Below are 17,779 nucleotides of genomic sequence, written 5' to 3'. Positions count from 1 at the left end.
CCGGTCTCGGACACTGACCGGGAGCTACGTCTCGGGCATCTACACCCGACCTCCAATCGACGTACTCACTCCACACGTGCGACCTCGTGTCGCACCTCATCTCGGCAGAGCTGGTTCGTCTCGGATGCGCTGCCAGCGGCATGTCAGTGCTGGTGTGCCTCGGATCGGTGTAGATCGGCGTAGTAGGAGTTGACGGCGGGTTGGCCGGTGTAGTTCGGCCCGGCGTGGTCGTCGGCACCGAGATAGGCGTACGGCAACGACAACGCTCCGGGGCTGGTATGCCCGATCCGCCGACGGCGGGTGTCAACCGTGCAGCCCGCTTGGCGCAGTGCGGTGATCAGCTTGCGTCCCGCGGGCCCACCGTCAGCCAGCCGCAGATTGTCCAGGTCGAGATCGGCTACGAACGGTCCGCCGTCGGTGAGCCAACCAGCGATGCGGCTCAACACGGCGAGTTTGTCGCCGACGTGTGCAGCCCATGCACGCAGGCACGAGCAAGCTCATCCGCGGCTTGCACCAAACATCGGCCCGTGCCGCAGCACAGGTCCAGCCAGCCGTGGTGATCTCTCGCCCGCCGGGAACGAGCTTCCGGAGGTGGGCGATGATCCAGTCGAGTGGATTGAACCCCAGTTCCCGGCTGTAGCTGTTGACGCCGTCAAGCTGACGCTCGCGGTTCATGGCGGAGTTGGCGACCACCGCCGAGGACTCCAGCGCCTCCTCGTTGAGCAAGCGATCCCGCACGTCAGCCTGCCAGAACCTGCAGTGAGCCTTCTCCATCGTGGGTCGTCAAATTCAGCGGGCACCAGCGGCCAACTGCTGGCTACGACAGTTCGCCGACCTCGGAGCGCGGCAGGCGGGTCCAGTGCGCAACCGTGGCGTCGTCAGGGACCCGAGCATCGGGGTCTGCGGAGGTGCGGGCTTCGGCCTGCCGGACGCGGCGAACGATATCGGCCGGCCCGTTAGCGGCGAGCAGTTCCAGTACGCCGGGCCAGTCGGTCAGGCCGTACGGGCTGACGATGCGACTGGCGCCATTGCTGAGCAGCGCGACGCTGTGCAGGTGATGAAGGGGCCGGCTGCCGGTTACCGCTTCCTCCGCCGCGTGCGGATCATCCTTGGCGATCCAGTAGCCGCCCGGCTGGTTCCGGCGAGCCTGCAGCGCCTCGATGCAGGAGTCTCGGATGCGGTCGTACTCCACCGTTCCCCCGGGAACGCCATCCAGGGACGCCGAGCAGATGCGCCTGGTGGTGACCTCACGCTCGTCGGTGATGACCTGCGGGCCACCGCAGACCTGGTCGAGGACGAGGAAGGAGTCCGCGAGCAGGAGATAGTCCAGGCGGCCCCGGTGGGCGCGGACGATCACCACGGTTGCCTGCGGGCTGCTGGGGTTCGTGAGGTCGCAGGTGCCGCGGTGATCGGCGGCTATCTCGCCGATCGTGGTGGCGAGGATCGCCGCGAGGTCTCGCCCGTCGTCACGCGATAGCCGGCCGAGCAGCGCGCCGCCGAGACGGTGCGTATACCAGGCGACACCGTGGGAGCAGATCGACTCGCTTCCCGGGATGCCGGCGCCGTCCAGCAGCACAGCAGCGCCGGGAACAGCGCCGGCGAAGTCCTCGTTCGGCTGGCCGGCCCTACCGGCGCTAGTCGCCATTTCGACGTGCATTCATGGGCTCCCAAGGGACGTCTCGCAACCCGATGTCTGTCTGGTGAGGACCATCATCGAGGATGTTGGGATGCAGGTGATCTCCGCAGCCCGACCGGATTTGGATCTTCTCGTTCACTGGGTTGCAGCCCGCTCAGTTCCGCCGGCCGGTCCGGCTGGTCGCCGAGCGTGGCGGGGACGGCATCGCTGACGGGCGGCCGGGCCGGCAGTGGGCGCCTGACCTGCCGGATCGGGTGCTGCTGCTGGCCGCCTACAGACGTACCAGCCTGACGATGCGCCAGATCGGGCCGCTGTTCGGGGTGTCGCACTCTGCCGCGCATCGGGTCATCGACAGCCTCGGGCCGCTGCTGGCCCTGGCACCTGTGCGCCGGCGGCCGGTCGACCAGATCGCGATCGTTGACGGCACCCTGATCCCGACCCGGGACCACCGCCTCGCGGCACCGAGCAAGAACTACCGCTACTCGACGAACCTGCAGGTCACCATCGACACGAGCACCAGACTGGTGATCGCCGTCGGCGACCCGCAACCAGGCAACCGCAACGACACGATCGTCTACCGGACCAGCGGAATCGACCAGAAGCTGGCCGGGCGGCCGGTCATGGCCGACGGCGGCTACCAGGGCAACCGCGTGAGGTGACCATGCCGTACCGCAAGAACCGTGACGGCAGCCGGCCGCCGGCTGCCGGCCTGGAAAGAGGAGCTGAACGCCCAACACCGCACCGTCCACGCGCAGCGAACACGCCCTGGCCAGGGGCGAGCTTTGCCGGCACATGGTCGGTCGGAGCCGGAGGGGAAGTGAGTCGTAACACTCGAGAGGTCCTAAGAGGCGTCTCGTAACGCGGTGAAGGCGTTGCCGATGACCCGGGTTTTGCTCACCCAGCCAGGACGATGTTGTGCAGGTGGGCAATGCCGGAAGCGGCGTCGGTCAATGTGCGGGCAGCGCGGCGATAGTCGCGCAGAATCTTCCAGCACTTGAAGCCTGGGCGGGGCGTGTTCGACATGTTGGCCAACGGCCAAGTCGATCAGTACGCCGACCGTGACACCGTCGAGGTTCGCCGCGTCGTGCCGATCGTGGTCCACTTCCTTGCCACCACAGATCGATGGCCAGGAGTGAGGTGGCAGGACGGCAACTCGGTGTAGGAACGGGTCGCCGTACAGCCATTCGTGCAGCCAGGACCGCCAGCCAGCGCCGACGCCGCCCGACAGCAGGGAGGGGCTGAGCAGGGGTCCCGCTCCCTACCAGCCCGCCACGGGCCGTCCACGGTGACTTGACACCCGCCAATGAAACCGGTGCCGCAGGCGGCCTCACGGCGGTTACCGCTCAGTGGGCGTGGCGCGCAGGTCCAGCAGCCCGGCGTCGACGACGGCGCGGCTGAACGAGCGCGCCAGTTCCGCCAGCCGTGCGCAGCCGTCCTCGCCGAGCGCCCGGTAGGCCGGTTCGGCGAGAGCGTCGGTCCGCTCCTCGACCGACCGGCGCAGCTCCCGGCCGGCATCGGTGAGCGCGAGGTCCTCGGCGTCGACGCCGGCGGCGGCCAGCAGACCGCGGGACCGCAGGCCGTCCACCGCCTCGGCCCACTCTTCCCGGGTCCAGCCGCGGCTGCTGCGCAGGAACCGCTCCGGCGCCTCCCCGGTCGCGGCGTGCAGCACGAGCGCGTCGAGACCGTTGACACCGGCTACCAGCAGCGCGTTCACGTGCCCGTCGCCGCGATACTCGCGCAGCAGCGTCTGCGCGTGCCACAGCACGAGGTGCGGGTCGTCCGGCCACGGCAGCGCCGCGTGGGCGGCGAACAGCGGGCGCCCGGGCAGGTGCTCGGATGCCGTCTCGGCGGCCCTCCGCGCCAGCCCGGCCGCCTCGGCGATGGCCGCCCCGGTCAGCGCATCGCCTGGCAGGCCCGCGAAGGCCCGGCGCAGCGCCGCGTCCGCGGCGTCGAGACGGGCGCGAAGCACCGTCGCCGGGTCGGCGTGCTGCCATGCGGCGGGCAGCGCCGAGCGCACCAGCGCCGGCTTGAAGTTGAAGAACGTCGCGATGACCGGCTCGGCCGGTACCGGGCCGAACGGGGCCGACCGGGACGCGAAGTAGCCCATCGGGCCGTCCAGGCCGAGCGCGGCATACCGTTGGCGCGCCTCGGGGGCGAAATAGATCATGGCGTGGATCGGCTCTGCGCGGCGCCACGCGGCGCGGGCGAGCGCGGGGTCGAGCGGGGATCGCACCACTGCAACTCCTTCCGTTACTGCCGGACGACGGTCGCGCCGCCGTCGACGTCGAGGGTCTGTCCCCCGCGCAGCGCGGGCACGCCACGGCCGTGGCGCACCGCCAGATCGCGTTTCTCCAGCACAGGTCAGGGCCTCGCGTCCTGCGCGAACCGCCACCGCAGCTCCCGCTTGAGCACCTTCATGCTCGGCCCGAGCGGGAATTCGCCGACGAACTCCACCCGCCGCGGATACTTGTGGCGGCCCAGGTGCTCGCGCGACCATTCGACGATCTCGTCGGCGGTCACCTCCGCCGCGGGGATGACCACCGCGCACACCTCTTCGCCGTGCGTCGGGTGGGGCAGGCCGATCACCGCCACCTGCCCGACGGCCGGGTGGCGCAGCAGCGCCTCCTCGACCTCCCGCGGGTACACGTTGAATCCGCCCCGGATGATGAGGTCCTTCTTCCGGTCGACGATCGTGACGAACCCGGCCTCGTCCCGCGTGCCGAGGTCACCTGTGCGGAACCAGCCGTCCACGATCGCCTCCGCGGTCGCCCGTGGCTGGCCGAGGTAGCCGGCGAAGACGTTGTGCCCGCGGATGACGATCTCGCCGATCTCCCCCGGCGGGAGCAGCTCGACGCGGCGCTCCAGGTCGGCCCGGGCCACCTCGACGTCGACGCCCCAGATGGGGCAGCCGACGGTACCGGGGCGCGTGCCGAAGGTGGGCTGGTTGGTGGTCGCGACGGGGGAGGTCTCGGACAGGCCGTAGCCCTCGTAGACGGTCGTCGCGAACATCTGCGCGACCTCCTCCAGCAGACTGACCGGAAGCGACGCGCCGCCGGAGACGCACAGCCGTAACGACGGGCGCGGCGCACCCCGGCGGGCCGCGTCGACCAGCGCGGCGTACATCGTGGGCACGCCGAGGAACGCCGTCACGGCCTGCGCGACCATCAGCTCCAGCGCCCGGGTCGGATCGAAGCGCGGCTGGAGCACGAGCGTGGCGGCGGCGCGGAAGGTGGTGTTCATCGCGGCGGTCTGCCCGAAGCTGTGGAACAACGGCAGGCAGCCGAGGATCACGTCATCGCGGCGCACCCCGAGGTCGTCGAAGGCGTTGACGGTGGCGTTCATCGTCAGGTTGAGGTGGGTCAGGACGGCGCCCTTCGGCCGGCCCGTGGTGCCGCTGGTGTAGAGCACGACGGCCGCGTCGTCCGGCGCGGTCGGCACCAGCCCAGGTCGCGGCGCCAGGCTTGCGGCCGTCGCGACCAGCGAATCCGGATCGGCCGGGTCCAGCGGGACCGCCGGTACCCCGGCCAGCTCCGCCGCCTTCACGGCCGTCGCCGGGTCGCCGCCGCCGTGCACCACCACGCGGGCCCCGCTGTCGCGCAGGACGAACGCCACCTCCTCGGCGGTCAACAGCAGGTGGATCGGCACCACGACCGCGCCGAGCGATAGGATCGCGTAGTAGGCGCGCGGGAAGTCCGGCACGTTCGCGGCCATGAGCGCGACCCGGTCACCGCGGCGTACCCCCCGCTCGGCCAGCGCCGCGGCGTAGCCCCGGGCCTGCGCCCACAGCTGCGCGTACGTGACGCGTTCGTCGCCGCAGATGATCGCGGGATGCTCCGGTCGGCGCCGGGCGCTCTCTGCCAGGACGGATGCCAGCGACAGTTGGGCCATGGTGCGGGTTCCTCGCTGTCGAAGGGACGGGCGGCGTCGCGGACCGGACGCGGACGGGTGCACTGATCGAAGACCGGCGGGCAGGCGAAATCAAAGACGAGCCCTCACCCGCCCCATAGGCGTCGGCTATGGCTGGTGCACACGGCGCCGCGACGACCGGGTCACGGATCGCCGACGGCGTGGCGGGTCTCCTCGGGTCGGCGCAGCAGTTCCAGCAGGGCCCGGGCCGCCGGCGACAGCCTCCCGGGCCGGTGGACCACCGCGAACCGGCAGGCCATCGGCGAGTCCAGCGCCCGCACGACCGCTCCGCCGCGGGCCGCCTCGTCGGCGTACCACCGGGTCAGGAAGGCGGTGCCGGCCCCGGCGAGGACCATCGGTACGACGGCCTCGCTGTGCCGGGTCACCGTCGCGCGACGCATCCGCACGCCGGCCGAGGCGAGCGCGGCCAGCACCGTCGCGCGAAGCGCACCGTGCCCCTCGATGTCGATCACCGGGGTGTCGTGGAGCGCCCGCACCGGTAGCGGCCCGTCGGGGGCGGGGGTGCCGGGCGGCAGCACCGCCCACACCTGCTGGGAGCCCAGCGCCGAGACCGGCAGCCCGAGATCGGGTACCGGTAGGTACGTCAGGGCCAGCTCGCAGCTTCCGTCGCGCACCAGCCGAGCCAGTTCCTCGTCGTCGCGGGGCTCCCGCACGCCCACTGAGATGCCTGGGGAGCGGCGCCGCAGGGTGGCGAGCGCCGGGGTGAGGGGGTCGACGGTCAGCGCGGCGTGCGCGGCGATGTCGAGCCGTCCGGCACGCAGACCCACCACCTCGGCGACGGCGGCCCGGGCGGCGGTGGCGTCGCAGAGGACCTGCCGAGCCGGGGCGACGAGCGCCTCACCGGCGGCGGTGAGGACCAGGCCGCGTCCGGTGCGGTGGAACAACTCGACGCCGAGCTCGCGTTCCAGGCCCCGGATCGCCTGCGACAGAGATGGCTGGGCGATGCAGATGGCCGCGGCCGCGCGGGTGACGCCGCCGTGATCGACGACGGCGAGGAAGTACTCCATCTGGCGCAGGTCGACCATCGCTACCCTGTCCCACAAGCGGCGCGGGCGTGGGCCACGAACGCGCGCGCCGCCGGCGACAGGGGACCGGGCCGGTGCACCAGTCCGTACGCCTGCCGCAGCGGCGGGTCGACGGGGCGTATGACCGCGCCGAGCGAGGCGGCCGCGTGCGCGGTCTCCCGCACCACGAAGGCGGTGCCGGCGCCGCCGAGGACGAGCGGCACGAGCGCTTCCCGGTGCGCCACCTCGACCACGAGCCGGGTGCGGACGCCCTGCTCGCGCAGCGCCCGTTCGACGTGGTCGCGCTGCCAGCTGCCGCGCGGCACCCCGAGAACGTCGGCGCCGTGCAGCCGGGCCAGCGGCACGGCTGCACCCGGGCCGACGTCGGTGCCGGGTGGGAACGCCAGCCACAGCTCCTGGACGCCGAGCTCGACCACGTGTAGCCCCAGGTGCGGCAGGGGCAGGTGCGCCAGGCCCAGCTCACTGTGCCCGTGCCGAACGAGGATGTGCAGGCTGTCGTCGGTCTCCGGCTCGTCGACGCGTACGACGATGTCCGGTTTCGCGCGCCGGAACGAGCCGACCAGGGATGCCCCCGGGTAGGCCGCCAGGACGGGCACGGTGACCAGGTCGAGGGTGTGGCCGGATCGTTCGTGTGACCCTACCGCCTCCCGGGCGGCGGTGATGCCGCGCAGCATCTGCCGGCCGGCCGACGAAGGCCCGGCCCGCGTAGGAGAGCACCAGCCCGTGCGAGACCCGGTGGAACAACTCGGCGCCGAGTTCGCGTTCGAGCGCGCGCACCGACTGCGACAGCGTCGGCTGGGCGACGTCGAGTGCCGCGGCCGCCCGGCTGAAGCCGCCGTGCTCGGCCACCGCGAGGAAATAGGAGACCTGCCGGACGTCCAATGTGTCGCTCAGCGGGCGCCGACGATGCGCAGCGCCATCTCGGCGTACTGGGCGGCGACGTACTCGGGGCTCCAGTCGCCGTCGTCGCGGTACCACCGGCCCACGTCGATGCCGAGCGAGAGCAGCGCCGCGCCCGCCATCCGCGGGTCCGGGGTGTCGAAGACCCCGGCGGCGACGCCTGTCTCCACGAGCTGGCGGATCGCCTGCTCGATGCGATGGCGCACGTCGCGGATCTCGGCGAGATGCTCGGGGCTGAGTGCGGCCAGCTCGTAGTTCACGACCCGGGTGGTGGTGTGGTCGCGGGCGTGGGTGACGACGAAGTCGTGGACCACCCGCCGTAGCGCGGTGGCCGGGTCGTCGGATGACGCGATCGCGTCCTGCACGACCCGCAGCACGTGGTCGTGCCCTGACCGTGAGATCAGATAGAGCAGTTCCTCCTTGGATTTGTGGTGCACGTAGAGCGCGGCCGGGCTCAGCCCTGCCGCCGCGGCTATGTCGCGTGTCGTCGTGCCGTGAAAGCCTCGCTCGGCGAACGCACTGACAGCCGCCTCGAGCAGCCGGGCGCGGGTCGCGTCGGCGCGGGAGTGCTCTGCGGTGTCGGTCAACGTGCGTCCACCCTTCCTTCCTGAGCCTCGGCGGGCATTGATACCACAGCACCGGACATCAGCCGTCCGGGTCAGACCCGTTGACGGCGGCGGCCATGCTGTCGCACACTTCGTCGAGCTTATCCTAAGCAAGCGCTTAGTAACCCGGGAGGGAATGGCCGTGTCCCGAAGCCCTGTCGAACACCCGTCTGGCATGACCGGTGCGCGCACCACCAGCAGGCCGAGGTTCGCCGGACGGACCGCGATCGTGACCGGCGCCAGCCGGGGGATCGGCCTGGCCATTGCCGAGCGGCTGGTCGCCGACGGCGCCAACGTCGTCCTCACCGCCCGCAAGCAGGACGCGCTGGACCAGGCCGTCGCCCAGTTGGGCCCCGAGCACGCGCTCGGCGTCGCCGGTCACGCCGACGACGCCGACCACCAGGCCGAGGTCGTGGCGCGGGCGGTCGACACCTTCGGCAGCGCCGATCTGCTGGTCAACAACACCGGCATCAACCCGACGTACGGCCCGATGGTCGAGCTGGACCTGGCCGCGGCCCGCAAGATCTTCGAGGTGAACTGCCTGGCCGCGCTGTCGTGGGTGCAGCACGTACATCGGATCTGGATGAAGGAGCACGGCGGCGCGGTGGTCAACGTGTCGTCGGTGGCCGGCGTCCGGCCCGCGCCCGGCATCGGCTTCTACGGCGCCAGCAAGGCGATGCTCACCCAGATCACCCAGCAGCTCGCCGTCGAGCTCGGCCCCGACATCCGGGTGAACGCCGTCGCCCCGGCCGTGGTGAAGACGAAGTTCGCCACCGCCCTCTACGAGGGTCGCGAGGACCAGGTCGCCGCCGCGTACCCGCTCAAGCGGCTCGGTGTAGCCGAGGACGTCGGCGGCGTCGTGGCGTTCCTGCTCTCCGAGGACGCCGCCTGGATCACCGGTCAGCTGCTGCTCGTCGACGGCGGTCTCACCCTCACCGGAGGTGTCTGATGCCGGTACGGGACAAGGGCGTCGTCGTCACCGGCGCCGGCCACGGCATCGGCCGCGCGCTGGCCACGCGACTCGCCGCCGGGGGAGCGCGGGTCGTCGTCAACGACCTCGACGCCGAGGCGGCCATCCGGGTGGCCGAGGAGATCGGCGGCTACGCCGCTCCCGGCGACGCCGCCGGTGAGCAGGGTGTCGCCGCGCTGGTCGAGGCGGCCCGAGGTCACCTGGGCGGCATCGACGTCTGGTTCGGCAACGCCGGAATCGAGCGTGGCCACGGGCTGCGGGCCACCGAGGAGGAGTGGGCCGCCACCCACGAGGTGAACGTCATGGCGCACGTGCGGGCCGCGCGACTGCTGATGCCCGGGTGGGTCGAGCGCGGGACGGGTCGATTCGTCGTGACCGCGTCCGCGGCCGGGCTGCTCACGATGATCGGGAGTGCGGCGTACTCGGTCAGCAAGCACGCCTGCGTCGCGTTCGCCGAGTGGCTGTCGCTGACCTACCGGCACCACGGAGTCGTCGTGCAGGCGATCTGCCCGCAGGGCGTACAGACCCGGATGCTCGACAACGCCGGGCCGCTGCAGGAGTTGCTCAGCCACGACGCGGCGATCACCCCCGAGGACGTCGCCGAGGCGACGTGGCAGGGCCTCCACGGCGACCGGTTCCTGATCCTGCCGCATGCCCGGGTGGCCGAGTACTACGCACACCGCGCCACCGACACCGACCGCTGGTTGAACGGCATGAACAAGCTCCAGCGACGACTCGAGGACCAGGGGGCGCTCCGATGAGGGCATGGCGGGTGGCCGAGCTCGGCGAGCCCCGCGACGTGCTGCGGCTCGTCGACGTGACCGACCCGCAGCCGGGTCCCGGGCAGCTCGTGGTGAAGGTGCTGGCCTGTCCGGCCAACTTCCCCGACGTCCTGATGTGCCGCGGCGAATACCAGGTCAAGCCGGAGCTGCCGTTCACCCCGGGCGTCGAGCTGTGCGGCCGGGTCGTCGCGCTCGGTGCGGGTGTCGACGGGTTCGCCGTCGGCGACCGCGTGCTCGGCGGCGCGGTGCTGCCGTTCGGCGGCTTCGGTCAGCTCGCGCTGATGGATGCGGCGACCACGTTCCCCGCGCCCGCGGCACTCGACGACGCCGAGGCGGCCTCGCTCTACATCGGCTACCAGACCGGCTGGTTCGGCCTGCACCGTCGGGCCGGGCTGCGCGCGGGCGAGACGCTGCTGGTGCACGCGGCGGCCGGCGGCGTCGGCAGCGCCGCCGTCCAGCTGGGCAAGGCAGCCGGCGCCCGGGTGATCGGCGTCGTGGGGGGTCCGGAGAAGGCGGCGGTGGCCCGCGCACTGGGCGCCGACGTGGTCGTGGACCGTCGCCAAGAGGACTTCGTCGAGGTGGTCAAGGCCGAGACCGGCGGCCGGGGCGCCGACGTCGTCTACGACCCGGTCGGCGGCGAGACCTACCAGCGTTCCACCAAGTGCGTCGCCTTCGAGGGCCGGATCCTCGTGGTCGGCTTCGCCGGCGGCCGGATCCAGTCCGCCGCGCTCAACCACGCCCTGGTGAAGAACTACTCCATCGTCGGCCTGCACTGGGGCCTGTACCACCGCCACGACCCGGCAGCCGTCGCCGAATGCCACCGTGCCCTCACCGCGTTGGCCGGCCAGGGCGCCGTACGACCCCTGGTCAGCCAACGCCTCGCGCTCGGCGAGGTGGCCGACGGCGTGCAGGAGCTTGCCGACGGCGTCACCGTCGGCCGGGTGGTGTACGTCTCGTGAGCACCGCCGACCAGGTGCAAGCCGTGATCTTCGACTACGGCGGCGTGCTCACGGGACCGGTCCGGGACTCGATCGCCGCGTGGCTGCACGCCGATGGCATCGACCCGGCCTCGTTCTCGCGCACGCTCAAGGCCTGGCTGTCCCGCGACGCCCCGGACGGCACCCCCATCCACCGCCTGGAGACCGGGGCGCTGAGCGTCGAGGAGTTCGACGCTCTGCTCGCCGCCGAGCTCACCACCCTCGACGGGCGTGCGGTCGATCCTGTCGGCGTCCTGGTCCGGCTGTTCGCCGGGATGCGCCCCGATCCGGCGATGTTCGCCCTCGCCCACGAGCTGCGGGACGTCGGCGTGCGCGTCGGACTGCTGTCCAACAGTTGGGGCAACACGTACCCGCGCGAGCGGATCGAGGCGCTCTTCGATCCCGTCGTCATTTCCGGTGAGGTCGGTCTGCGCAAGCCGCTCGCCGCGATCTACGCGCTCACCCTGGACCGGCTCGGCCTGCCGGCCGACCGGGTGCTCTTCGTCGACGACGCCGAGCCGAACGTGCTCGGCGCCCGCGCGGTCGGCATGCGGGCGCTGCAGCACACCGACGCCGACACCACCCGGGCCGCGCTCGCCGAGTTGATCCCCGGCCTGTCCCGCCGGCCGCCCACGGCCGCACCCCGTTCTGAACTGCCACATTCCGTACCCGTCGAGGAGTTGACCCCATGACCATCACCCGTACCGCCGTCGTCACCGGCGCGGCCCGCGGCATCGGCGCCGGCGTCGCGAAGCGGCTCGCCCGCGACGGCTTCGCCGTCGCCGTGGTCGACCTGGCTGAAGCGGCGGGCAAGCCGGTCGTCGAGGAGATCGAGGCCGGCGGTGGCCGGGCCCTGGCCGTCGGCGCCGACGTGGCCGACGAACAGGCGGTGCAGGCGGCCGTGGACCGGATCGCCGGGGAGCTGGGCGAACCCACCGTGCTGGTCAACAACGCCGGCATCATCCGGGACAACCTGCTGTTCAAGATGAGCGCCGACGACTGGGACGCGGTCGTGAACGTGCACCTGCGTGGCTCGTTCCTCATGGCCCGCGCCGTGCAGGGCTACATGACCAAAGCCGGTTGGGGTCGGATCGTCAACCTGTCCAGCACCTCGGCGCTGGGCAACCGCGGTCAGGCCAACTACGCGGCCGCCAAGGCCGGTCTGCAGGGCTTCACCAAGACGCTCGCCCTGGAACTCGGGAAATTCGGTGTCACGGCCAACGCGATCGCCCCGGGCTTCATCGAAACCGAGATGACCGCCGCCACCGCGGCGCGGATCGGCATGCCGTTCGAGGACTTCACCAAGGCCGCCGCGGCGCAGATCCCGGTCGCGCGCACCGGCAAGCCGGAGGACATCGCGCATGCCGTGTCGTTCTTCGTCAGCGAGGGCGCCGGTTTCGTGTCCGGCCAGGTGCTGTACGTCGCCGGCGGGCCGAAGGCCTGAGCGGGAAAGGGGAAATGATGAAGGTCTTCCAGGGCATCGAGGAACTGCGGCAGGCTGTCGGCACCCACCTCGGCTTCTCCGACTGGCACACCGTCACCCAGCGGCAGATCGACACCTTCGCCGAGGCGACGGGCGACCACCAGTGGATCCACGTCGACCCGGCCAAGGCGGCGCACGGCCCGTTCGGCAGCACCATCGCGCACGGCTACCTGACGCTGTCGCTGGTGCCGATGCTGGTCTGGCAGGTGTACAAGGTCGAGGGGCTGACCATGGGCGTGAACTACGGCGCCAACAAGCTCCGCTTCCCCTCCCCGGTCCCCGTCGACTCCCAGGTGCGTGCTGGCGTGGAGCTGCTGTCGCTGGTGCCCGGCGGCGGTGGCTACCAGCTGACGGCGAAGGTGACCGTCGAGCTGGCGGGTGCGGAGAAGCCGGCCTGCGTGGTCGAGACCGTCAGCATCCTCGTGCCATGATCGCCTCCGCACCGCAGGACCCGCCCGGCCTCGACCTGGCCCGGCTCTCCGACTGGTTCGCCGCCTCGGTGCCCGGGGCGGCCGGGGATCTGACCGCCCGGCTGATCGCCGGCGGGAAGTCCAACCTCACCTACGAGGTCGGTGACGGGCGGAAGACCTGGATCGTCCGCCGGCCGCCGCTGGGGCATGTGCTGTCCACCGCGCACGACATGGCCCGCGAGTACCGGGTCATGTCGGCGCTGCAGGCCACCGACGTGCCGGTGCCGACCACCTACGCGCTCTGCACCGACGTCGACGTGCTGGGCGCACCGTTCTACGTGATGCAGCGGGTGGCCGGTACGGCGTACCGGCACGCGGCCGAACTCGAGCGGCTCGGCCCGGAACGCACCCGGGTCATCTCGACCAGGCTGGTCGACACCCTGGCCGCCCTGCACGCGGTCGACCCGGCGGCCGTGGGGCTGGCCGACTTCGGCCGACCCGAGGGCTTCCTGGCTCGGCAGGTGAGCCGGTGGAAGAAGCAGCTCGACGCGTCGTACTGCCGGGACCTGCCGGCCGCCGACGAGCTGCACGCCCGACTGGCGTCCGGCGTGCCCACCGGGTCGGCACCGGGCATCGTGCACGGCGACTACCGCCTCGACAACGTCCTCACCGACGACCGCGACCGCCTCGCCGCTGTCATCGACTGGGAGATGGCCACGCTCGGCGACCCGTTGACCGACCTGGCGCTGCTGGTGCTCTACCAGCGTCTCGGCCGGCTCGTCGGAACGGCGGTGGCCGACGCCGCGTCCGCGCCCGGCTTCCTGACCGAGGACGAGATCCTCGAGCGGTACGCCGCCCGCAGCACCCGCGCCCTCCCGGGTTTCGGCTTCTACCTCGGCCTGGCGGCCTTCAAGCTGGCCGCGATCCTCGAAGGCATCCACTACCGCCACCTGCGCGGCCAGACCGTCGGCTCCGGCTTCGAACGCCTCGGCGAGGTCACCGAGCTGCTGCTCGACGCGGGCCTGACCTACCTCAAGGAGCAATGATGGACTTCAGCCTGGACCCCAGGACCGAGGGACTGCGCGACAACCTCCTGGACTTCATGGACAGTCACATCTACCCGGCCGAGCACGTCTTCCACGAAGAGCTCGGGCAGCTCGGCAACCGCTGGGCCTGGGACTCGGTGCCCGTGCTCGCGCAGCTGCGCGCCGCGGCGCGCAAGCGAGGACTGTGGAACCTCTTCCTGCCGGGCGAGCACGGCGCGGGCCTGACAAACCTGCAGTACGCCCCGCTCGCGGAGATCACCGGACGGAGCCACCTGGCGCCCGCCGCCCTGAACTGCTCCGCCCCGGACACCGGCAACATGGAGGTGCTGGCGATGTTCGGCACCCAGCGGCAACGGAAGCAGTGGCTGGAGCCGCTGCTGGAAGGTCAGATCCGGTCGTCGTTCGCCATGACCGAGCCGGACGTGGCGTCCTCGGATGCCACGAACATCTCCACCCGCATCGAGCGGGACGGCGACCAGTACGTGATCAACGGGCGCAAGTGGTGGATCACCGGCGCGATGAACCCGAACGCCCGGATCTTCATCGTCATGGGCAAGACCGACCCGAACGCCGAGCGGCATCGCCAGCAGTCCATGGTGCTGGTCCCGCGGGACACCCCCGGCCTGCAGACCAAGCGGGGCATGGAGGTGCTGGGGTACGACGACCACGACCACGGCGGGCACGCCGAGCTGGAGTTCCACGACGTACGCGTGCCGGCCGAGAACCTGATCGGCGCCGACGGCGACGGCTTCGCGATCGCGCAGGCCCGCCTCGGCCCCGGCCGGATCCACCACTGCATGCGCTCCATCGGCGTCGCGGAGCAGGCCGTCGAGCTGATGTGCGCCCGCGCCGAGCAGCGGATCGCGTTCGGCAAGCCACTGGCCGACCAGGGGGTGATCCGGAACTGGATCGCCGAGTCCCGGGTGCGGATCGAGCAGCTGCGCCTGCTGGTGCTCAAGACGGCCTGGTTGATGGACACCGTCGGCAACAAGGGCGCGCACACCGAGATCCAGGCGATCAAGATCGCCACCCCCGCGACCGTGCAGTGGATTCTGGACAAGGCGATCCAGGTCCATGGCGCCGCCGGCCTCTCCCAGGACTTCCCGCTGGCCGGCGCCTACGCCCGCGTCCGCACCCTGCGTTTCGCCGACGGACCCGACGAGGTGCACAAGAACGCTCTGGCGCGCCACGAACTGCGTCGCCAGGCTGCCGCGAGGCAGAACAGCCACGCCTGACCACATCCCGCTGCACGAGGAACAGCGCCGGAGGTGGCCGACTACCTCCCCGCCCACGCCCCGGTTTCCCGACGGGCGGGCGGTGCAGCGACCGGATTGAGCGGGGCTCGGGTAGGACGGTGATTCCGGTGGAATGGGCTGGGCCGGTCCTGGGACTTCGGCTTGTTCGGGTTGCCGACTCCCGGCCAGGGGAGTAGGCAGAAGGCCCACCCGTGTCGATCTGGGGAGACGACATGAGACCTCCGGCCCTCATCACCGCGACCGTCGCTCTGGCCACGCTCGTGGCCGCAACCGGCGTTCCCGCCCAGGCTAAGCCGGCCGAGCCGCCGAAGGAGCCGGTGGCCGCCGGGTACGGGGGCGCCGTGTCCTCCGTGGACGCCACCGCCACGGCGGTCGGGCTGGATGTGCTGCGCCGCGGTGGCAACGCCGTCGACGCGGCGGTCGCCGCGGCGGCGACGCTCGGCGTCACCGAACCCTTCTCGGCCGGTATCGGCGGCGGTGGCTTCTTCGTCTACTACGACGCGAAGACCGGTCGGGTGCACACCATCGACGGCCGCGAGTCGGCACCGGCGTCGATGACCGAGACCAGCTTCATCAACCCGGCCACCGGGCAGCCGTACCGGTTCGACGAGGCCCGCATCAGCGGGCTGTCGGTCGGCGTGCCCGGCACCCTGCTCACCTGGCAGGACGCGCTGGACCGCTGGGGCACCCGGTCGCTGGCGCAGATCCTCAAGCCCGCCGCGCGGGTCGCCGAGGACGGCTTCACCGTCGACGAGACCTTCGCCGGCCAGATCGCCGCGAATCAGGCCGCGTTCGGGCAGTTCAGCTCGACCAGCGCGCTGTACCTGCCCGGCGGTCAGCCACCGGCGGCCGGCAGCACCTTCCGCAACCCGGACCTCGCCGAGACGTACCGGCTGATCGCCACGCAGGGCACCGACGTGTTCTACCGGGGCGAGGTCGGCAGCGACGTGGTTGCCACCGTGCAGCACCCGCCGCTGGCGGCGCAGCCGATCGGGTCGTGGCCGTACCCGATCCGCCCGGCCGGGATGACCTCCGACGACCTTGCCGGCTACCGCACCCGCTTCCCCGAGCCGACCCGGTCGGACTACCGCGGCCTCGAGGTGTACGGCATGTCCACCCCGTCGAGCGGCGGCACCGCCGTGGGCGAGGCGCTCAACATCCTCGAGCGGTTCGACCTGCGGTCGATGACCGCCACCCAGGCGATGCACCACTACCTGGAGGCCAGCGCGCTGGCGTTCGCCGACCGCAACCGCTACGTCGGCGACCACACCCCGCAGAACGTGCTCGGCGAACTGCTCAGCGACGCGTACGCCAGGGAACGCGCGTGCCTGATCGATCCCTCGGCGGCGCTGCCCAAGCCGGTCGCACCCGGCGTCCCCGACGGCGCCTACGACGGCTGCTCGGTGGCGACGGTCGCCGACACCCGCGACGACCGCAAGAGCACCACCAACCTGACCGTGGCCGACCGGTGGGGCAACGTGGTGGAGTACACGCTGACCATCGAGGCGACCGGCGGCAACGGGATGGTCGTACCCGGTCGGGGATTCCTGCTCAACAACGAGCTGACCGACTTCAACTTCGCGCCGACCCAGGGCACCGCGCCCGACCCGAACCTGCCGGCGCCGGGCAAGCGCCCACGCAGTTCCATGTCGCCCACAATCGTACTGGCCGACGGACGGCCGTTCCTGGCCGTCGGCACGCCCGGCGGCGCGACGATCATCACCACGGTCCTGCAGATGCTGATCAACCGGATCGACCTGGGCATGACCCTGCCGGAGGCGCTGGCGGCGCCGCGGGCATCGCAGCGCAACGGCGGCAGCACTCAGGCCGAGCCGGCGTTCCTCACCGAGTACGCCAAGGGCCTCCCCCCGGGGCATGCCTTCTCTCCCACCGCCGAGATCGGCGCCGCGACCGGTATCGAGTTCCTGGAGGACGGCCGGCTGCTCGCCGCGGCCGAGCCGGTACGCCGGGGCGGCGGCGCAGCGGCCGTGGTCGGCCGCTCGGCGCGCCACTGACGGTGGGGACCGCGGCGACGGCTCAGACCCCAGCTGAGCCGTGTCCCATTGTCGGCATGGTCTCACCTGGCCTGGTGTGACTCCTGCTGACACCGCGTAGTGGCTCTTGACCGACATCGCCGTCCCTGTTGACGTGGACTGCACGCCGAACCCGTCTTGTCCGGGATTCACTACCGCGGGTCTCGGTAAGGTCGTCCGCATGGCTGACGCTGTCGTGATTCCCGGCCTTAGGTTCGGACCGGGTGCACCCCTGCTCATGTATGCCGGCGATGTAGCGGAGCAGCGGGGCGCAGCGGTGCACCGGTACTCGTGGTCCCAGGAGCCTCCGAAGCCTGATGGGCCAGAAATCGAGGGCTGGGTGAGCGGTGAGATCGGTCCGCTACTCGACACTGTTGGCGGTCGCCCCCTGCTGATCGCCAAGTCGCTCGGCACGAATGCGGCAGCGATCGCCGCCCAAAGATCCCTGCCCGCCGTATGGCTCACGCCCTTGCTCACCCTGCCGTGGGTGGCTGATGCGTTGGGCCGTGCGACCGCGCCGTTCCTCCTCGTGGGTGGCACTGGCGACAAAGTATGGGACGGTGACATCGCCCGCCGGCTGTCACCCCATGTGCTAGGCCGTGTCTCCTGGATCATGGTTTGGGGCGGTCTGGTTTCGCGCGTAGCCAGATGAGGATGTCGGCGATTTGCACGGTGGCCCGGTAGCGGCAGGCGAGCTTGTCGTACCTGGTGGCCACGGCGCGGAACTGC

Annotated in this window: 16 protein-coding genes and 3 pseudogenes; 10 read left to right on the top strand and 9 right to left on the bottom strand. The window is 71.5% G+C overall.

The genetic code is table 11. The features are described 5' to 3' along the window. Positions 1-143: 143 nt before the first annotated feature. Positions 144-443 (bottom strand): hypothetical protein, encoded by a 300-nt coding sequence (locus tag JNW87_RS19765; protein WP_201749487.1) that lies wholly within the window; start codon positions 441-443, stop codon positions 144-146. Between the two features lie 374 nt (positions 444-817). Next, positions 818-1,657, bottom strand: a complete 840-nt coding sequence (locus JNW87_RS19760; protein ID WP_201749488.1) for a hypothetical protein — start codon at positions 1,655-1,657, stop codon at positions 818-820. A gap of 70 nt (positions 1,658-1,727) precedes the next feature. Here JNW87_RS19760 and JNW87_RS19755 point away from each other — a divergent pair. Further along, positions 1,728-2,410 (top strand): annotated as a pseudogene (locus JNW87_RS19755) (transposase family protein); the annotation flags it as partial. 120 nt (positions 2,411-2,530) lie between these two features. Here JNW87_RS19755 and JNW87_RS19750 read toward each other — a convergent pair. From JNW87_RS19750 to JNW87_RS19720, 7 genes and pseudogenes are all read right to left on the bottom strand, one after another. Further along, positions 2,531-2,672, bottom strand: a pseudogene (locus tag JNW87_RS19750) (IS5/IS1182 family transposase); the annotation flags it as partial. A 300-nt stretch (positions 2,673-2,972) separates the two neighbouring features. Then, the gene (locus JNW87_RS19745) at positions 2,973-3,872 is read right to left on the bottom strand and encodes a hypothetical protein (RefSeq protein ID WP_236647337.1); all 900 of its coding nucleotides are present in this window, start codon (positions 3,870-3,872) and stop codon (positions 2,973-2,975) included. A gap of 125 nt (positions 3,873-3,997) precedes the next feature. Beyond that, entirely contained in the window at positions 3,998-5,524 is a 1,527-nt protein-coding gene (locus tag JNW87_RS19740; RefSeq protein WP_109800371.1) for a long-chain fatty acid--CoA ligase, read from the bottom strand. A 161-nt stretch (positions 5,525-5,685) separates the two neighbouring features. Further along, entirely contained in the window at positions 5,686-6,588 is a 903-nt protein-coding gene (locus JNW87_RS19735) for a LysR family transcriptional regulator (protein ID WP_109800372.1), read from the bottom strand. Positions 6,589-6,590: 2 nt separating this feature from the next. Then, entirely contained in the window at positions 6,591-7,262 is a 672-nt protein-coding gene (locus JNW87_RS19730) for a LysR family transcriptional regulator substrate-binding protein (protein WP_238454178.1), read from the bottom strand. Positions 7,263-7,296: 34 nt separating this feature from the next. Further along, positions 7,297-7,566, bottom strand: a pseudogene (locus tag JNW87_RS41575) (LysR family transcriptional regulator); the annotation flags it as partial. Next, entirely contained in the window at positions 7,479-8,075 is a 597-nt protein-coding gene (locus JNW87_RS19720; RefSeq protein WP_109800374.1) for a TetR family transcriptional regulator, read from the bottom strand. The pseudogene JNW87_RS41575 and the gene JNW87_RS19720, both read right to left, overlap by 88 nt. A gap of 193 nt (positions 8,076-8,268) precedes the next feature. Between JNW87_RS19720 and JNW87_RS19715 the strand changes: the two genes are divergently transcribed. The 9 genes from JNW87_RS19715 (at position 8,269) to ggt (ending at position 17,032) form a co-directional block, all read left to right on the top strand. Next, positions 8,269-9,042 carry an SDR family oxidoreductase gene (locus JNW87_RS19715; RefSeq protein ID WP_109800375.1) on the top strand — a complete coding sequence of 258 codons (774 nt, stop codon included), beginning with the start codon at positions 8,269-8,271 and terminating at the stop codon, positions 9,040-9,042. Beyond that, entirely contained in the window at positions 9,042-9,824 is a 783-nt protein-coding gene (locus JNW87_RS19710) for an SDR family oxidoreductase (protein ID WP_109800376.1), read from the top strand. Before JNW87_RS19715 ends, JNW87_RS19710 begins: the two co-directional genes overlap by 1 nt. Next, positions 9,821-10,804: an NADPH:quinone oxidoreductase family protein gene (locus JNW87_RS19705; protein ID WP_109800377.1), complete on the top strand. Its 984-nt coding sequence runs from the start codon at positions 9,821-9,823 to the stop codon at positions 10,802-10,804. The genes JNW87_RS19710 and JNW87_RS19705 overlap by 4 nt, the downstream gene beginning before the upstream one ends. Further along, a complete protein-coding gene (locus tag JNW87_RS40770) occupies positions 10,801-11,514 on the top strand; it encodes an HAD family phosphatase (protein ID WP_109800378.1) in 714 nt (237 codons plus the stop codon). The genes JNW87_RS19705 and JNW87_RS40770 overlap by 4 nt, the downstream gene beginning before the upstream one ends. Continuing rightward, positions 11,511-12,266 carry a 3-oxoacyl-ACP reductase FabG gene (gene fabG, locus JNW87_RS19695; protein WP_109800379.1) on the top strand — a complete coding sequence of 252 codons (756 nt, stop codon included), beginning with the start codon at positions 11,511-11,513 and terminating at the stop codon, positions 12,264-12,266. The genes JNW87_RS40770 and fabG overlap by 4 nt, the downstream gene beginning before the upstream one ends. A gap of 17 nt (positions 12,267-12,283) precedes the next feature. After that, a complete protein-coding gene (locus JNW87_RS19690; RefSeq protein ID WP_109800400.1) occupies positions 12,284-12,736 on the top strand; it encodes a MaoC family dehydratase in 453 nt (150 codons plus the stop codon). Then, positions 12,733-13,761: a phosphotransferase family protein gene (locus tag JNW87_RS19685; RefSeq protein WP_109800380.1), complete on the top strand. Its 1,029-nt coding sequence runs from the start codon at positions 12,733-12,735 to the stop codon at positions 13,759-13,761. Before JNW87_RS19690 ends, JNW87_RS19685 begins: the two co-directional genes overlap by 4 nt. Next, entirely contained in the window at positions 13,761-14,996 is a 1,236-nt protein-coding gene (locus JNW87_RS19680; RefSeq protein WP_238454177.1) for an acyl-CoA dehydrogenase family protein, read from the top strand. The genes JNW87_RS19685 and JNW87_RS19680 overlap by 1 nt, the downstream gene beginning before the upstream one ends. 233 nt (positions 14,997-15,229) lie before the next feature. Further along, positions 15,230-17,032: a gamma-glutamyltransferase gene (gene ggt, locus JNW87_RS19675; protein ID WP_109800382.1), complete on the top strand. Its 1,803-nt coding sequence runs from the start codon at positions 15,230-15,232 to the stop codon at positions 17,030-17,032. The last annotated feature ends 747 nt before the right edge of the window (positions 17,033-17,779 follow it).

The organism is Micromonospora sp. ATA51, assembly GCF_016802855.1.
Taxonomy (GTDB): Bacteria; Actinomycetota; Actinomycetes; order Mycobacteriales; family Micromonosporaceae; genus Micromonospora; species Micromonospora sicca.
Note: the sequence above shows the minus strand (reverse complement) of the source record. Positions and strands in the feature narration are given on the sequence as shown.